This window comes from Clostridium sediminicola, from assembly GCF_050402865.1.
GTDB lineage: Bacteria > Bacillota > Clostridia > Clostridiales > Clostridiaceae > Clostridium_AF > Clostridium_AF sediminicola.
On sequence record NZ_BAABMF010000014.1, the window covers coordinates 19,887 to 36,000 of the forward strand.

Below are 16,114 nucleotides of genomic sequence, written 5' to 3' on the forward strand. Positions count from 1 at the left end.
TAGCTCATAGTTACAGTTGTCAGTTCACAGTGTACTGTTTGCAGTAAAGGTTGATTTTCTGCAGAAAATCTTTAACCAAGCCTTTATCTGCTCATCAGATTGATATAAGGTACTTTTGCTATACAAAAGGAAATAATATAGAACAAAATTGGTAAATATATGATATAATATGAAGATAAAATTAATATTTACTTATTTATGTTGATTGTCATTGGTAAAATATTAAATTATAGTTTTTATTAGATTCTCAAAGGAAAAAATGATTAGAAGCTTTCGCTTGAGAAACATTTTCATAATTGTGTGATGTTAACTGTGAATTGTAAAAGGAGAGATTAATTTGGATATATATTCATTGTTTTTTATAGCAATAGCATTATCCTTAGATGCTTTTGGAGTAATGTTATGTATAGGATTAAATAAAAGTTTACCTATTAAAAACAAATTTTTATTTATACTTTCATTTGGTTTTTTTCAATTTTTATTTTCATACTTGGGGGCATATGCAGGACTAATCTTTAATATTTATATAGTAGCGGTACCTAAAATAGTAGGAGGAATAATTATTGCTATTGTAGGAGTGTTAATGGTAAAAGAAGGAATAGATAAGGATGATTGTAAGGTTTTAAATAATAGAAAAATGTACTATATTTTAGGAATATCAGTAAGTATAGATGCTGCAGTTATAGGATTTACTGTTCTAAATAATATATTGAATCATATAAATGTATTTCTTCAAACAGTATTTATTGGAATAATAACATTAATAATGTGTACTCTAGCTTTATTAATATCAAAGTATTTAAGAAAAATTGATGTAGTCGCTAAATACGCAGACTATCTAGGTGGAATTATACTAATTATATTTGGAATAAAAATGATATTTTTCTAAAATAAATGTTTATAAATTTTTCAACTGGATATACTTCAAATAAATTAATCAAATTTGGAGGTCATTATGAATAAAATAATGTTGGTTGGAAGAATTACAAAAGATTTAGAGTTAAAAGAAGTTGGAGAAGACAAAGTACCAGTAGTAAACTTTACGATAGCTGTTAACAGTGGGATAAACAAGAATACAGGAGAAAAGATTGTAGATTTTCTTCCAGTATCTGCTTGGAATAAAAATGCTGAGAATTTATATAAGTATACTGGAAAGGGAACTTTAATTAGTATTATTGGAAGCTTAAGAAATAGAAATTTTAAAATTAGTGATGGTATTACAAAACAAATTCCAGAAGTTAGAGCTGAAAGAATTCAATTTTTAGAAACTAAGAAAAGAGAGCAGGAAGCTAAAGAAGTTAGTTAAAGGAAGGATGCGGGGGAATCGCATCTTTTTGTTTAAGTATTTATAGTATTTACCCTAAAAATAACTTGAATAAATGAGATTTATGAAGTAATCTAAAGAAAAAGAATTTGTTATGAATTGAGGAGGATTATATGGAGTTTTCATCAATAGTATTAATGGAAGTTGATAAAGATAATAAATTTATAAAGGAATTAGATAGTTATAAAGTTGAAGATGGAGGAGAATATATAAGAAAATTCTTCTATAATGAAGAAGATGTGTTTGTGTACTTCTATCCAGCAAGAGATGTTGAAGATTGGGAGTATTCAGCTCTATATGACTTTTTTGATTTGGATGTATTTGAAGAGAAAGGGTACAATATTGAAGAAAAAGATGATGAATATAATCCAACATGGATTGTAAAACTAGATTATATAGAAGAACGTAAAGATATGGCTGAGAAATTATCAGAACTATGCATATTAATTAAAGAAGAAATGATAAAAGCTTTTGAAGAAGCTGAAAAAAATAAAACAGATTATGAGGAAGAGGAAGAATAGAAATAAAATGCGAACTAAAACAGTGATAAGTTACAAGTGACAAGTTAATGATGATTTTCTTATGGAAAATCTTTAACTAAACCTTTGTTCGCTCCGCTAAATGGAATAAGGTGCTTTTGTTGAATTAAGAGCTTTCGTTTACGAAAGGTATCATGAACTTGGCACTTATCACTTGTAACCTGTCACTATAAATTTCGAACTTGTTCGCAATTTGTTTTAATTATGAATTGTGGACTGAAAAAAGGGAGGTTAAAACTTTGTCATTAGAAATAAAAAAAAGAGAAGATATAAAAGCAGAAGATAAATGGAATGTTGAAGAAGTATATTCAAATGTAGAAGAATGGGAAGTCGATTTTACAAAATTAAAGGAAGAGGCAGAAAAAATTACTGAGTATGTAGGAAAGTTATCACAAGGTGAAGAACTCTTAAAATATTTAAAATTAGATGAAAATATTTCAAGGTTAGCAGAAAGGTTGTTAGTGTATGCGTTTCTTAGATCTGATGAAGATACAACTAATACTCTTTTTCAAAGCCTAAAAGGTAAAATACAAGTTTATTTATCTGAGCTTATGGCAAAGGGAGCATTTTTTATACCAGAAATTTTATCTATTAATGAAGATAAGTTAAAATCTGAGATAGCTAGAAATCCGGAACTTGAAACATATCAGTTTATGTTCGACCAAATATTAAGAAGAAAAGCACATACATTAAGTATAGAGATGGAAGAACTTATGGCTTCAGTTTCAGATTGTTTATCAGCACCTTCTAATATTTTCAATATGTTTTCTAATGCGGACCTGAAACTACCTAATATAACAAATGAAGAAGGTATGAAAGTAGAATTAACAGAAGGAAATTATTCTATTTACATTAAATCTAAAGATAGAAGAGTAAGAGAAGAGGCTTTTAAAGCACTATTTGATACATACAAAGGATTTAGAAATACAATGGCAACCGCTTTAACTTCTTCCATTAAAAATTTTGCTTTCAATGCAAAAACAAGAAATTATTCAAACTCTATGGAAGCATCATTAAAACCTAATAACATTCCTGTGAAAGTTTATGAAAATGCAGTTGAGACAATTAATAAACATTTAGGTAGCTTGCATAGATATGTGAAAACCAAGAAGAAATTATTGGGGTTAGATGATATGCATATGTATGATTTATATGTGCCGGTTATTGATATGCCAAATACTCATATTAAATTTGATGAAGGTATAAAAATTGTAAAGGAAGCATTAAAACCGCTGGGAAAAGAATATTTATCAATTTTTCAAGAAGGTATAGATAATAGATGGATTGATAAGTATGAAAACAAAAATAAAAAGAGTGGAGCTTATTCTTGGGGTTCATATGATACAATGCCTTATGTTCTATTAAATTATAATTATACATATAACGATGTTTCTACTTTTGCCCATGAGATGGGTCATTCGTTACATTCATATTATTCAAGAAGAGAGCAGCCATATGTATATGCAGATTACACTCTATTTTGTGCAGAGGTTGCATCAACTGTTAATGAATGTTTATTGATAAATCATTTAATTGACAAGGAAAAGGATAAGAACAAGAAGTTATTTTTAATAAACCAACAATTAGAGCAGATAAGAACTACAGTATTTAGGCAAATTATGTTTGCAGAATTTGAAAAAATTACCCATGAAAAAATTGATGCAGGTATGCCACTTACTGCTGATGATTTATGCTCAATATATAAGGAATTAAACGTTAAATACTTTGGAGAAGATATGATTGTTGATGATGAAATTGCAATGGAATGGTCTAGAATTCCACATTTTTATAGAGACTTTTATGTATATCAGTATGCCACAGGTTATGCAGCTGCAAACTCATTTGTTAATATGATTCTTCAAAATGGAAAAGAATCAGTTGAAAAATATATAGGTTTCTTAAAAAGTGGTGGGTCAGATTATCCAATTAATATTTTACAAAATGCAGGTGTTGATATGATGTCGCCTAAACCAATAGAAGATACGATTAAAAGATTCGATGAGCTCCTTGATATGTTAGAAGAATTATAAATTTTCGTTAACAATAAACAGCAATGTAAGTATTGCTGTTTATTTTATGTTATCATAGAATCCGGGGGTTTTTTATTATGAATAAATTTGCAACAATAAAATATTTGATGGATATAATGTCACAGGATTATGGATATAAAACAGAACAATTTTCTTCTAGAGACATGAATGAAACATTTTGGGGTGTTTTTAGATATGAAGGTGATAAGAAAGTTGCTATGGTTTTTTTAGATGATACTGATTTTTTCAAAATAGATGAACAGACCTACAGGAGTAGAACTTATTGGGAATATAGTGATTTAAAGCTAATTAAAATAATTTTTTCTGATGATCAAAGATGGTTGGATAGTAATTTCACTAAGGATATTACAGAAAGAGTTATTGTAATAAGTAATAGAAATGAAAGAATTTATTTTTTTACTAGAGAAGAAGAAGTAATAGCTCTTCAATTAAATAATTTATTAGATAATAGGAAAAAATATGATACAAAACGGAAAAGAGGAATTGATACAGCTGCAACTGCTACCTATGTATTAATTACTATAAATGTATTAATGTTTATACTAACGAGTATATTTTCTGGGAATTTTATTGATTCTAATATTGAAGTTCTTATTTATTTTGGTGCAAAAGTTAATTCCTTAATAAGAGGTGGAGAATATTATAGATTATTAACAAGTGCATTTTTACATGGAGGATTTATTCATTTAGCAGTTAATATGTATGCTTTAAATGCTCTTGGACCATTAGTAGAAAAAGTGTATGGTAGGATTAAGTTCTTGATTATTTATTTTGTATCGGCGTTTGTTGCTTCAATCTTTAGTTTTTCTTTTTCTGCAAGTGTTTCTGTAGGCGCTTCTGGAGCAATTTTTGGGTTATTAGGCGCAACATTAATATTTGCATACAAAATGAGAAATAAAATTGGAACTAAAATGGTATCCAATATACTTTCTGTAATAGCATTAAATGCTTTTTTGGGATTAGCTTTACCTAATATTGATAATTTTGGACATCTTGGAGGATTAGTTGGTGGAACATTAATTTCTTTAGCATTAGGGCTAAAGAAATTAAGATAGTTTTACCTCATTTAGGTGTTAGGGTTAGTTGTAAATTGTAAATTAAGCATAAATTCCTATATGAAAGATTGTAATAATATAAAAGATAATAGTAAAAGAATAAAAAACTAAGTTTACTTATGTAAATTTAGTTTTTATTTTTTTATTATTGAAAGTTTTTATATGTTGAATTTTAACAAAAATAGGCGTATAATCATGAGTTGTTATTACAAGGTTATTTATGAGAGGAGGGTATTGGAGTATAAAAATATTCTAATACACATTAAAATTATGATGGTTCCAAAGTTAGTTACATGTTTAAAAGATTATAGTAAAGAACAGTTTTTCAAAGATTTTGTTGCAGGTTTTATTGTAGCAATTATAGCATTACCATTAGCGATAGCACTGGGAATTGCATCAGGAGTTTCACCGGAGAAGGGATTGTTTACAGCGATAATTGGTGGTTTTATAATTTCGCTATTAGGTGGAAGTAGAGTTCAAATCGGTGGTCCTACAGGTGCATTTGTAATTATTGTTTTTGGCATTATTCAAAAATATGGTCCAAGTGGTCTGATAATTTCTACTATAATAGCAGGATTTTTTTTGATTCTCATGGGAATTTTGAAATTTGGAAAGGTTATAAAATTTATTCCTTATACAATAACTACTGGATTTACCAGTGGTATAGCGGTTACTATTTTTTCTACTCAAATCAGGGACTTTCTAGGATTAAACTTAACAAATGTACCATCTGAATTTATAGATAAATGGATTTGTTATTTTAATAATATGAATACTATAAATATAAATACTTTAGTTATAGGGTTAGTGTCTCTTTTGATAATTATATTTTGGCATAAAATAAACAAAAAAATACCAGGTACACTTATTGCTTTATTATTTGCCACTTTATCAGTACAATTTTTTCATCTAAATGTGGAGACAATAGGAAGTCGGTTCGGAAGTATTTCGGCATCGCTTCCTCACATTACTTTTCCTAACATAACATTTGAATTAATATCAGAGCTTATGTTTCCGGGATTCACCATTGCTGTATTAGCAGGAATTGAATCATTACTATCAGCGGTTGTTGCAGATGGAATGATAGGTGGAAAGCACCGTTCCAATATGGAGCTAGTAGCCCAGGGAGTAGCTAATATATTTTCAGCATTATTTGGGGGGATACCTGTTACTGGTGCAATAGCAAGAACAGCTGCAAATGTTAAAAATGGTGGACGGACACCTATTGCAGGAATTGTACACTCAATAACTTTATTAATTATAATGTTATTATTTATGCCATATGTAAAACTTATACCAATGACATGCTTAGCAGCTATTTTAATTATGGTTTCATATAATATGGGTGAATGGGAGTCATTTAAAATGATAAAAACAGCACCTAAAAGTGATACTCTTGTATTTCTTACAACTTTTTTCTTAACTATATTTTTGGATTTGGTAGTTGCTATAGGAGTTGGTATGGTACTAGCTTCTCTATTATTCATGAAAAGAATGTCTGAAGTAACGGACGTTAAATGTGTATTAGATGAAGATGAGGAAGAACCTAAAATTGTGGACAAGTATAAAATGAATAAAAATATTTTAGTATATGAAATAGATGGACCTTTTTTCTTTGGTGCAGCAGATAAATTTATAAGTGCTATAAGAGAAATTGGATTCCTTCCAAAAGTACTAATAATAGATATGTCAAAAGTTCCAATAATAGATATAACAGCTTATCATGCATTAGAAATGATATATGATATTTGTAAAAAACATCATACTAGAATTATCATTACTGGACTTCAAGTACAACCATTGAAAGTTCTAAATAAAAATAAGTTTATAGATCTAATAAATGAAGAAAATATTTTAGCAAGTGTAGATAAAGCAATTGAAAGAGAGCGTATCTTATAGTTATAAGTTCTAAGTTAATGATACTTTTTTACAATGCACAATTCTGGATACCTTAACTTAACACTTACAACTTACACCTTATAACTAGAAAAAATACTCCAGAATGTTAATTCTGGAGTATTTTCTCTAATTCTTCCCCACCAAGTGTTTCATTATCTAGTAGGGTTGTTGCAGTTAAATGGAGTCCATTTATGTTATTAATTAATATGTCTTTTACATCAGAATATAGATTGTCTACGGTGTTTTTACATTCATCTAGTATGGATTTCTTGTCATCATGTGATAATTGACCTAGTTCTTCTTCGGTAAGTAATCCTAGTGAATCTCCCATCCCGTAGCTTGTAACCATATTCTTGATTGTAGCAGTAGTTCTTTTTAGGTCGCTATATGCGCCAGTTGTAATCTTTTCTTTACCGAAAATTATTTCTTCAGCAGCTCTTCCACCTAAAAGAACCATAATTCTTTTCATAATATAATCTTTATTTTGGTACATTTTATCTTCAGGAATACTCATTGTATAACCACCAGCACCTTTTGTGGTTGGAATTATTGAAACTTTAGATACTTTTTCTTCAGGAAGCATTTTTAAAGATATTAATGCATGACCTGCTTCGTGATAAGCAGTTATTTTTCTATCTTCTTCTCTTAAATGAGATCTGTTTTTCTTTTCATGTCCTGCTATAACAATATTGAAAGCTCTATCTATATGCATGTCATCTATAAATTCACTACCTTCTTTACAAGCACAAATTGCAGCTTCGTTCATAAGGTGTTCAAGTTTTGCACCAGAAAAATGAGAAGTTTTTCTAGCCCAATTATTAAGGTCAATTTCATTAAAAGGTTTATTTTTCATATGAAGTTTCATTATTTTTTCTCTAGCTCCGATATCTGGGAGTGTAACTTCAATATGTCTATCAAAACGGCCAGGACGTAATAAAGCGTTGTCGAGCATGTCCAATCTATTTGTTGCAGCAATTACAACGATTCCTTCTTGCTCACCAAAACCAGACATTTCAGTTAAAAGTGCATTTAGAGTTTGATCTCTCTCATCAGAACCACCAGAAGCGCTACCACTTCTTTTCTTACCAATAGCATCTATCTCGTCAATGAAAATAACTGCTTTACCATGAGCTTTTGCTTTTTTAAAAAGTTGTCTTATTCTAGAAGCCCCGACCCCTACGTATACTTGGATAAAATCAGATCCTGAAACTGCGTAAAATGGAACATCAGCTTCACCGGCTACTGCTTTTGCAAGCAAAGTTTTACCGGTTCCAGGTTCACCATAGAGAATTATTCCTTTTGGCATTTTAGCGCCATAGGAAGCATATCTTTCTGGTGATTTCAGAAAATCTACTATATCTTTCACACTTTCTTTAGCTTCATCATTTCCAGCAACACTTTCAAAATTTAGTATCATACCTTCTACAGCTTCAGCTTGGAGAGTATCAACGGATCTAAGTTTTTTAGCGGAAAGTTTTGAGCCTTTCAACATCATTATTAACATAAATGCAGCTGAAGCTCCTAATAATGCTACAGGTATTACTTTAAATGGAGATACATAAGATTGTTCTAACACTTCAACACCTTTTGTTAAAACAGACTCTTTAAAAGTATCAACTCTTGGATTATCAGTTTCATAAAATGTTCCGTCGGCGAGCTCTACTGTGATTTTTGGTGAACTTGTGTAATATACACTTTCAATAGTGTTCTTATTCAAATCTGTTAAGAATTCATTGTAAGGTTTATAGCCTACAGGCTCATAAATAAATGAAAATATAACTAAAGAGATAATGGATATTGTAGCTACTATAATGGGTAAAATAAGAATTTTTTTCTTCAGTTTGTTCATTTAAGCACCATCCTTTAATACGCAGAGCGCGTGGTATTTTAGTTGAAAGTCTTCAAAATTTATAATTTACAACTGATTTCCGAGGTTTGCATGAAAAAACGATTATAACATATAAGGTAAAATATGTTTAAAAATGTAATTCGAGTCTTAAAAAAATTAATCTAAATTTGGGCACAAATAAATTGTGAACTACAAACTAGATCAACTATGTCATAAACATAATATAATATTTTTATTTACTTGTCCAATGAATATCATAACTATTACCAATGTAATTATTGGAAATACAAATTAATTTATAGATAATTTTGTTTGCCACAGCAAACTATATTATCTATAATAGAAGTGTATGTTAAAACTTGATTAAATTACATTAATATGGGTAGAATTGTAGAAAAGCATGGAATTATTAGTTGTAAAGATTAGCTATATTTTTATAATTGAAACAAAAGGCAAAATAGATTAGTTAAGAGTTAAAAGTTAAGAGTTAATGATGATTTTCATGGAGAAAATCTTTAACTAAGCTTTTGTTAGCTTCGCTAACGGCAATAAGGAACTTTTGCTGATGTAAAAGGAAGTCATTTAATCTTTTGTATAATTAAAAGCTTTCACTTGCGAGAGGTATCTATAACTCTTAACTATAAAATACTTCGCAATTTATAAATAGGGGGAACGGCAATGAACATATCGAACGTAGTAGTAAGATTAACTGAAGATGATTTATTAGGAATGATAAAAGAGAATATAGAAGAAGAAGGATTAGAAATAAGCAAAATTAAAATTGATAATAGCCTAAATATTTATGGGTCATATAATAAAAAAATTAAAATTGGATTTAAAGCAGCAGTTGCTTTTGCTGGGGCAGTGGACAATATTCTTAGTGTGAAAATATGTAGTGCAAAAGTTGGAGTGATACCTATATGTATGCCTCTTATTAACTTGGTACTAAAAAAAGGACTTGCTAATACGGATAGTGTAGGTATAGGATTTGAAGATGGACTGTTAAAAATAGACTTTAATAAAATGTCTAGGATGATACCGCAAGTTGATTTTATAATAAAACATATATTCCTTTTCAATAATATAATGGAATTAGAACTAAATAAAATCGTTTATTCTGAAGATAAAAAAGCAATGACTCTGGACGAGCTAAAAAAAGAATTATTAAATGGTAATTCTTCAGATAATGGTGACAAAATTAATAGTAATGAAGAGGAATCTTCTGATAGCAATGATGATAAGGAGAAGGATAATATTAAAGATAAAAATACTAATAATAAAAATGAAGCATATCAAAAAATAAGAGTAGAGTTTAAAGATAAAACGCCAGAAAAATATAAAAAAATAACTAAATATGTATTGATAATACCAGATATTATTGTTTTGCTATACAGGCTAATTAAAGATGAGAGAATCAATTTAAAGACTAGAGCTATGATTGGTGGGTTAATAACTTATCTAGCACTGCCAATAGACATAATACCAGATGCAATTCCTATACTAGGTCAAATAGACGATGTTGCAATAGTGTTTATAGTTTTAGAAAAAATACTAAAAAATTTAGACAAGGAAATTGTTTTTGACAACTGGCAGGGTGATGATGATATAATAGCAAAGGTAAGAGAAGGAAGCAAATATATTAGTGCTTTTCTAGGAAAAGATAAGGCTATTAAAATTATTAAAACAGTATTTTCAATTCGCAAAAAAAAGAGGAGAAGATAGGATGACAACAAAGTTTTATGCTGTAAAATATGGGATTGATCCTAAAACAAAAGAAGAGATAAAAGATAAAATTTTTAAAACATGGAAGGAGTGCTCTTCGGCTGTAAAAGGGGTTAAAGGGGCTAAATATAAAAGTTTTAAAACAGAAAAAGAAGCTCTTCAATTTTTAGAACTTGGTAATAAATTGCTAAATAAAAAGGATGACACATATAATGAGAATATTTTCCACGCATATGTAGATGGAAGTTATCATAATGATACAAAAGCATATTCATATGGGCTTGTTATAACGTATAAAGGAGTTATATATCATTTAGATATGAAAGCTTGCAAAAATAAAGAAGAGGATAATAACAGACAAGTTGCTGGCGAACTAGAAGGAGCGATAAAAGCTGTAGAATTTGCAAAAGATAATAGTATTAATGAAATTGCTATATTTCACGATTATGTTGGTGTAGCATATCATGCTACAGGGTTTTGGGAGAGAAAAGAAACATCATCAGTTGAGTATTATGAAAAAATCAACAAATTGATGAAGGATAACTATATTAATGTATCTTTTGTAAAAGTTGATAGTCACACAGGAGATTTGTTTAATGAAATGGCAGATGAATTAGCAAAGTATGCACTTGGAATCAAATCAACTGGTGAAATTAAAAGATATTTAAATAATGAAAATTTAAAAGTTATAGATGAAAAACAAAAAACTAATATAGAAAAAATAATTGGAACAAAGTTAAGTGAAAGAATAGAAATTGTAGATACAAATTATAATAAATGTGAAAAAGAAAAAAAAGAAGATTTAGATGAAATTATTAAAATAATTTATAATCTAAAAAAAATTGATAGTAAAGAAAGTGTTAAAGAATATTTACAAGGATTAGATAGGGAAAAATTACACAATATTATTTTGGAATTAATCTAAATAGAATTGCATTTTTTCATGAAAAATACACAAACTAGGTATATAAGAATTTTTAGTTAAAATTTTTATACAAGTTGTAAGTAGTAGTGGTAAGTTTAGAAGTTTTTTTTAGAAAGCTAATTAATTAAGTTTATGTTAAATTTCTTAACTTAGTTAAGGAATTACTTTACTGGCTAAAATAAGGTGTTTTTACTTCGTAAAAGGGGAAGAATATTTATTTTGAGTCAATAGCTTTCGTTTTATTGAAAGGAATACAAAACTTATAATTTAAAACTTGCAACTAAATTAACTTGGGGAGTGAGCAAAATGCGTGCAAGATTTATAAAAGGTATAACAGCAGGAGCTGTAATAGGCGCAGCAGCAGGACTTATGGCTGCACCAAAAATGAAAAGATCTACAAGAAAAAGAATAATTCGTGGTAGTAAAAGATTTCTAAATACTGCTGAAGATGTATATGATAGTATGATGAACTACATGAAATAACCAAAAACATAAAAAGAGGAGAGTTATAGCTCTTCTTTTTATGTTTTATGGAATAATTTTCTTATTATTTTGCAGAATAATACTTTATTATGGTATAATTATAGTTAATTTAAGGCCTTCTTTCAATTTCATTAAAAAAGGAGCTATAAGGCTAAATATTTGAAAGAAAAAATAATATTAAGTTTAAAATATATGTTGGATTTTAAACTTAATTCCAAATTTATATGAACAGGAAGTGTAATTAGAGTATGGAGATACTGTCTTTAGGAGAGAAAATTAAAAGAAGAAGAAAAGAACTTAATATGACACTTAAAGATTTAGCTGGTGACAGAATAACTCCAGGACAAATCAGTTTGGTAGAATCAGGTAAATCAAATCCTAGTATGGATTTATTAGAGTATTTGGCTGATATCCTGAATGTATCTATTGAATATTTGATGGAAACAGAAGAGAGTCAAGCTGAGAAAATTTGTGGTTATTTTGAAAATATTGCGGACTCACATATACTAACCAGGAATTTTGACCTTGCAGAGCAATACATAGAGAGCTCTTTATTTTATGCGGATAAGTATATTTTGGAATATAAAAAAGCTAGAGCACTTTATTTAAAAGGAAAAATTGAACTTTTGAGAGATAATCATGCACAAGCTCAACAATTATTTCTCTCAGCTAATGTTATATTTATCAAGTACAATTTTTTCGAAGATATAGTAAAAGCATATATTAAGTTAGGAAGAATTACTCTGGATATGAAAGCATACCATTCGGCTTGTAGTTATTTTAAACAAGCAGAAAATGTGTATTTAGATAACCACCTAACTCATGATCTTACCATTGGGCAAATTTATTATTATATAGCAGTTACTTATTTCAAACTGGATGATGTGGAAAAATCAGTTAATTATTCATTTCTTGCAAAGCAAAAGTTTGAACAAGTGGGCAATAAAAAAGAATATGCAAAATCATTGTTACTTTTAGCCGAAAGTTCAAATAAAAATGGTAATATTGACGAAGCGGTTGAATATTCAAATAAAGCATTGAAGATTTTTAGAGAAGTAGATGATTTGCTTTATGTTTCAGAAATTGAGAATAGTTTAGGGAAACTTTTTTACGAATTTGATAATGTTGAAGAATCATTTATTCATTATAAAGTTGCTGCTAAAATTAGATCTGAGTATCAAGATGATAAATTCATAGAAACACTAATAAATATTTGTGAAAACTATATAAAAATAAAAGATGTAGAAAATTCAAAAGAAACTTTGGAAAATATAAAAAACACTTCGAACAAAATAGATGAAAATAAAATGATACAGTATTATACATTAAAGCATAGAATAGATATGCTAGAAGGCGATATTATAGAAGCTGAAAATACTTTAATGGAAGCTTTAAAGTTTGCAGAAGAAAAAGAGCTTAAAGAAGATTATGCTGATATATCTATTCAAGCAGGGAAATTTTATATAGAGATAGGAAATAGTGAAGCAGCAGCAAGATTCTTGAATTCAGGAGTAGAAAAATTTAAGGATTTAGGTATTCTGTAAGAATTTTAAGGATTGTTAAAATAATATTTACACAAATAATAACGAAATTTTTTAGCCAATCTTTAAAATATAAGTTTATTGGGATAGTGGTGATTTGATGGAAGTTTTAACCGTAGGGGAAAAGATAAAAAGAGCAAGAGTATATAAAGGATTAACATTAAAAAATCTATGTGGAAAAGACTTATCTGTATCAAAACTCAGCTGTATTGAAAATGGTAAAGTTAAACCAGAAGAATGGATATTAAAAACGTTGTCAAAAAAATTAGGTATTGACTATTTAAAATTAAAGAAGGGTATTGATGAACAAATAGTAGAAAACATTACCCAAATTGAAAAAAATATAAATTTCGATGAAAACAACTATATAAAAAAACTTATGGAATATGCTGAGTTAGCACATAAAAACAAATTTTATTTTTTGGGTTTTGATTTAACTCATAAACTTTTTGAATTTATGATAGAAAAGAAGAATTTTTGTAAAGTGATTGACATTTTTAGATTACATTATGAGCTTAGTAATAAAACATCTGAGCATAATATGATGGTTTATTATTTTGATGCTGCAACATATTTTTATAAAAGTGGAGAATATGTTCAAGCATTAAATTATTATAAATCTATTAAAGAACAATTAAAAGAAAAAGGATTAAATAATGACAAGCTTATTAATCAAGCTAATTATTATGAATTAATGTGTCATTTTCATTTAAAAAACTATAATGAAGCATTTGAACTAGGAAAGTTATTAGAGGAGTTAAATAAAAAGGTAGACTGTAAAATAACTAAAGGACAAACAGCTCAAATATTAGGAGTTTTGGCAATAAGAATGGACAAGTCAAAATGTGAAAAGTATATTGAATTAACATACGAGTGCTATGATAATGATAAATGTCGTAAAGCAGAAGCTTCTTTAGATTTTGCAATTGAATTTATTAAGACAGGGCAATATGAAAAAGGGTTAGAATACATAGAAATGTCAGTAGCAGAATATGATAAAACACAAAAGGAAAAGTATGCAGAATTTCTGATAAAAACTATTGAAATATTGATTGAATTTGATATGGATAAAGATTCGTCTACATATATAGAAACTGCATTAGATTTAGCAATTCAAATAGATAGAGAAAGATTAATTGAACGAGCTTATTATTTTAAATCAAAATATTTAATAAGGCAGAAAAACTTATATTATGCAGAAATGTATTTAAATCTTTCCTTAGATTTCTTAAAGAAATTTGCCAATTTAAAAGAAATATATTTTAGATACATGGAAATGGGTAAGTTTTATTATGATATGAAAAATGTAAATGATTCAGTGAAATATTTTACTTTAGCTAGAAATATTAAAGATAAACTATAAAAAGAAGCCGAAAGGCTTCTTTTGTGTTTTTAGGTATTATAAAAATTCAAAAACAACTAATATCCCAATTAAGAATCATAGCGGTGAGATAATTGGGGCTATGGAATCTATAATTGATCATACTGATGTAAAACAAGCTGCAAAAGTTGCTGAGAAGCAAGCAAAATACCAAAAGGTAGAAGTAAATAAGCTTCTTGAAGATATAGAAAACCTAGCTGAAGGCAAGTTGATATACTTACTGAAATATCTAATGGTAATTTAGAGGTAGAGACAACGATAGAATATAAAGGAGATTTTGCTGAAATAAAAACTTCTTTAAATAATATAATTGGTTCTTTAAATGAAATTTTATCGGATATAAATACTGCAGCAGAGCAAGTGGCTTCAGGATCAGAACAAGTTTCTCAGTCAAGTGTAGCGCTTTCTCAAGGAGCTACAGAACAAGCAAGTTCTGTTGAGGAATTGACAGCGACTATAGAAGAGATAACTGCTCAAACAAAACAAAATGCACAAAATGCAAATAAAGCAAAAGAAATTACAGAGGAAGCTAAAGTAGGAGCAGCGAGTGGGAATGTTGAAATGCAAAAAATGCTGGAAGCAATGGAAGGAATTAATGAATCTTCAAAAAATATTTCTAAGATAATTAAAGTTATTGATGAAATTGCTTTCCAAACAAATATATTATCTCTTAATGCTGCAGTTGAAGCTGCAAGAGCAGGGGAACATGGGAAAGGGTTTGCTGTAGTGGCTGAAGAAGTAAGAAATCTTGCATCACGTTCAGCAAATGCAGCAAAAGAAACAACACAATTAATAGAAGGTTCTATTAACAATGTTCAAGAGGGTACTAAAATTGCTAACAATACAGCGGAAGCTCTTTATAAAATTGTGGAAGGTGCCTCAAAAGCGGCAAATTTAGTGGGAGACATTGCAGTTGCTTCTAATGAACAAGCTATTGGAGTTAATCAGGTAAATGAAGGAATAAATCTAATAGCTAATGTTGTACAAAATACTTCTGCAACATCAGAAGAAACAGCTTCAGCTTGTGAAGAGCTTTTAAGTCAAGCAGAAATGCTCAAAAATCAAGTGGGTAAATTTAAACTAAAAAATCAAAATGAAACATTTGATTATAAAGGTATGGACGAGATTAATCCTCAAGTACTTAGAATTCTCCAAGATATGAGTATAGAATATAAGGATATCTGTATTCAATCTGGAAAAGAAAAAACAAAGGATGATGTACAGACAATCTTATTAAGTGATTCAGAATTTGAGAAGTACTAGTAGATAATTATTCTTATTGATTTATAAAGAAATTAAGAAAACTAATTTTTGAAAACTTGAAACTAAGTTTTTAGAAATTAGT

14 protein-coding genes are annotated in these 16,114 nt (G+C 28.5%); 13 read left to right on the forward strand and 1 reads right to left on the reverse strand.

Annotated elements, in window-relative coordinates:
* Window positions 1-337: 337 nt before the first annotated feature.
* From ACQ3F0_RS18995 to ACQ3F0_RS19020, 6 genes are all read left to right on the forward strand, one after another.
* A complete protein-coding gene (locus tag ACQ3F0_RS18995) occupies window positions 338-889 on the forward strand; it encodes a manganese efflux pump MntP (protein ID WP_428867149.1) in 552 nt (183 codons plus the stop codon).
* A 66-nt stretch (window positions 890-955) separates the two neighbouring features.
* Entirely contained in the window at window positions 956-1,306 is a 351-nt protein-coding gene (locus tag ACQ3F0_RS19000; RefSeq protein ID WP_428867150.1) for a single-stranded DNA-binding protein, read from the forward strand.
* A gap of 131 nt (window positions 1,307-1,437) precedes the next feature.
* Window positions 1,438-1,845: a DUF6762 family protein gene (locus tag ACQ3F0_RS19005; RefSeq protein WP_428867152.1), complete on the forward strand. Its 408-nt coding sequence runs from the start codon at window positions 1,438-1,440 to the stop codon at window positions 1,843-1,845.
* A gap of 257 nt (window positions 1,846-2,102) precedes the next feature.
* The gene (gene pepF, locus ACQ3F0_RS19010; RefSeq protein ID WP_428867154.1) at window positions 2,103-3,893 is read left to right on the forward strand and encodes an oligoendopeptidase F; all 1,791 of its coding nucleotides are present in this window, start codon (window positions 2,103-2,105) and stop codon (window positions 3,891-3,893) included.
* A gap of 77 nt (window positions 3,894-3,970) precedes the next feature.
* Entirely contained in the window at window positions 3,971-4,969 is a 999-nt protein-coding gene (locus ACQ3F0_RS19015) for a rhomboid family intramembrane serine protease (protein WP_428867156.1), read from the forward strand.
* A 270-nt stretch (window positions 4,970-5,239) separates the two neighbouring features.
* A complete protein-coding gene (locus ACQ3F0_RS19020) occupies window positions 5,240-6,868 on the forward strand; it encodes a SulP family inorganic anion transporter (protein ID WP_428867312.1) in 1,629 nt (542 codons plus the stop codon).
* Between the two features lie 106 nt (window positions 6,869-6,974).
* Here the strand turns inward: ACQ3F0_RS19020 and ACQ3F0_RS19025 are convergent, their stop codons facing one another.
* Window positions 6,975-8,717 carry an ATP-dependent metallopeptidase FtsH/Yme1/Tma family protein gene (locus ACQ3F0_RS19025; protein WP_428867157.1) on the reverse strand — a complete coding sequence of 581 codons (1,743 nt, stop codon included), beginning with the start codon at window positions 8,715-8,717 and terminating at the stop codon, window positions 6,975-6,977.
* A gap of 678 nt (window positions 8,718-9,395) precedes the next feature.
* Here ACQ3F0_RS19025 and ACQ3F0_RS19030 point away from each other — a divergent pair.
* The 7 genes from ACQ3F0_RS19030 to ACQ3F0_RS19060 all read left to right on the forward strand — a co-directional run bounded on the left by ACQ3F0_RS19030 (window position 9,396) and on the right by ACQ3F0_RS19060 (window position 16,032).
* Window positions 9,396-10,439 (forward strand): YkvA family protein, encoded by a 1,044-nt coding sequence (locus ACQ3F0_RS19030; protein WP_428867159.1) that lies wholly within the window; start codon window positions 9,396-9,398, stop codon window positions 10,437-10,439.
* Between the two features lies 1 nt (window position 10,440).
* Window positions 10,441-11,364, forward strand: coding sequence for a ribonuclease H1 domain-containing protein (locus ACQ3F0_RS19035; protein WP_428867161.1), 924 nt, complete (start codon window positions 10,441-10,443; stop codon window positions 11,362-11,364).
* Between the two features lie 306 nt (window positions 11,365-11,670).
* A complete protein-coding gene (locus tag ACQ3F0_RS19040; protein ID WP_428867162.1) occupies window positions 11,671-11,847 on the forward strand; it encodes a YtxH domain-containing protein in 177 nt (58 codons plus the stop codon).
* A gap of 248 nt (window positions 11,848-12,095) precedes the next feature.
* Window positions 12,096-13,391: a helix-turn-helix domain-containing protein gene (locus ACQ3F0_RS19045; RefSeq protein WP_428867164.1), complete on the forward strand. Its 1,296-nt coding sequence runs from the start codon at window positions 12,096-12,098 to the stop codon at window positions 13,389-13,391.
* Between the two features lie 97 nt (window positions 13,392-13,488).
* The gene (locus tag ACQ3F0_RS19050; protein ID WP_428867166.1) at window positions 13,489-14,751 is read left to right on the forward strand and encodes a helix-turn-helix domain-containing protein; all 1,263 of its coding nucleotides are present in this window, start codon (window positions 13,489-13,491) and stop codon (window positions 14,749-14,751) included.
* Between the two features lie 100 nt (window positions 14,752-14,851).
* A complete protein-coding gene (locus ACQ3F0_RS19055) occupies window positions 14,852-15,013 on the forward strand; it encodes a hypothetical protein (RefSeq protein WP_428867167.1) in 162 nt (53 codons plus the stop codon).
* The gene (locus ACQ3F0_RS19060; RefSeq protein WP_487250445.1) at window positions 14,995-16,032 is read left to right on the forward strand and encodes a methyl-accepting chemotaxis protein; all 1,038 of its coding nucleotides are present in this window, start codon (window positions 14,995-14,997) and stop codon (window positions 16,030-16,032) included. Before ACQ3F0_RS19055 ends, ACQ3F0_RS19060 begins: the two co-directional genes overlap by 19 nt.
* Window positions 16,033-16,114: the final 82 nt, after the last annotated feature.

Coding starts and splice junctions, on each gene's coding strand:
- ACQ3F0_RS19000 (WP_428867150.1), top strand. CDS start 956: ATGAATAAAATAATGTTGGTTGGAAGAATTACAAAAGATTTAGAGTTA.
- ACQ3F0_RS19005 (WP_428867152.1), top strand. CDS start 1,438: ATGGAGTTTTCATCAATAGTATTAATGGAAGTTGATAAAGATAATAAA.
- ACQ3F0_RS19015 (WP_428867156.1), top strand. CDS start 3,971: ATGAATAAATTTGCAACAATAAAATATTTGATGGATATAATGTCACAG.
- ACQ3F0_RS19020 (WP_428867312.1), top strand. CDS start 5,240: ATGATGGTTCCAAAGTTAGTTACATGTTTAAAAGATTATAGTAAAGAA.
- ACQ3F0_RS19025 (WP_428867157.1), bottom strand. CDS start 8,717: ATGAACAAACTGAAGAAAAAAATTCTTATTTTACCCATTATAGTAGCT.
- ACQ3F0_RS19030 (WP_428867159.1), top strand. CDS start 9,396: ATGAACATATCGAACGTAGTAGTAAGATTAACTGAAGATGATTTATTA.
- ACQ3F0_RS19035 (WP_428867161.1), top strand. CDS start 10,441: ATGACAACAAAGTTTTATGCTGTAAAATATGGGATTGATCCTAAAACA.
- ACQ3F0_RS19040 (WP_428867162.1), top strand. CDS start 11,671: ATGCGTGCAAGATTTATAAAAGGTATAACAGCAGGAGCTGTAATAGGC.
- ACQ3F0_RS19045 (WP_428867164.1), top strand. CDS start 12,096: ATGGAGATACTGTCTTTAGGAGAGAAAATTAAAAGAAGAAGAAAAGAA.
- ACQ3F0_RS19050 (WP_428867166.1), top strand. CDS start 13,489: ATGGAAGTTTTAACCGTAGGGGAAAAGATAAAAAGAGCAAGAGTATAT.
- ACQ3F0_RS19055 (WP_428867167.1), top strand. CDS start 14,852: ATGGAATCTATAATTGATCATACTGATGTAAAACAAGCTGCAAAAGTT.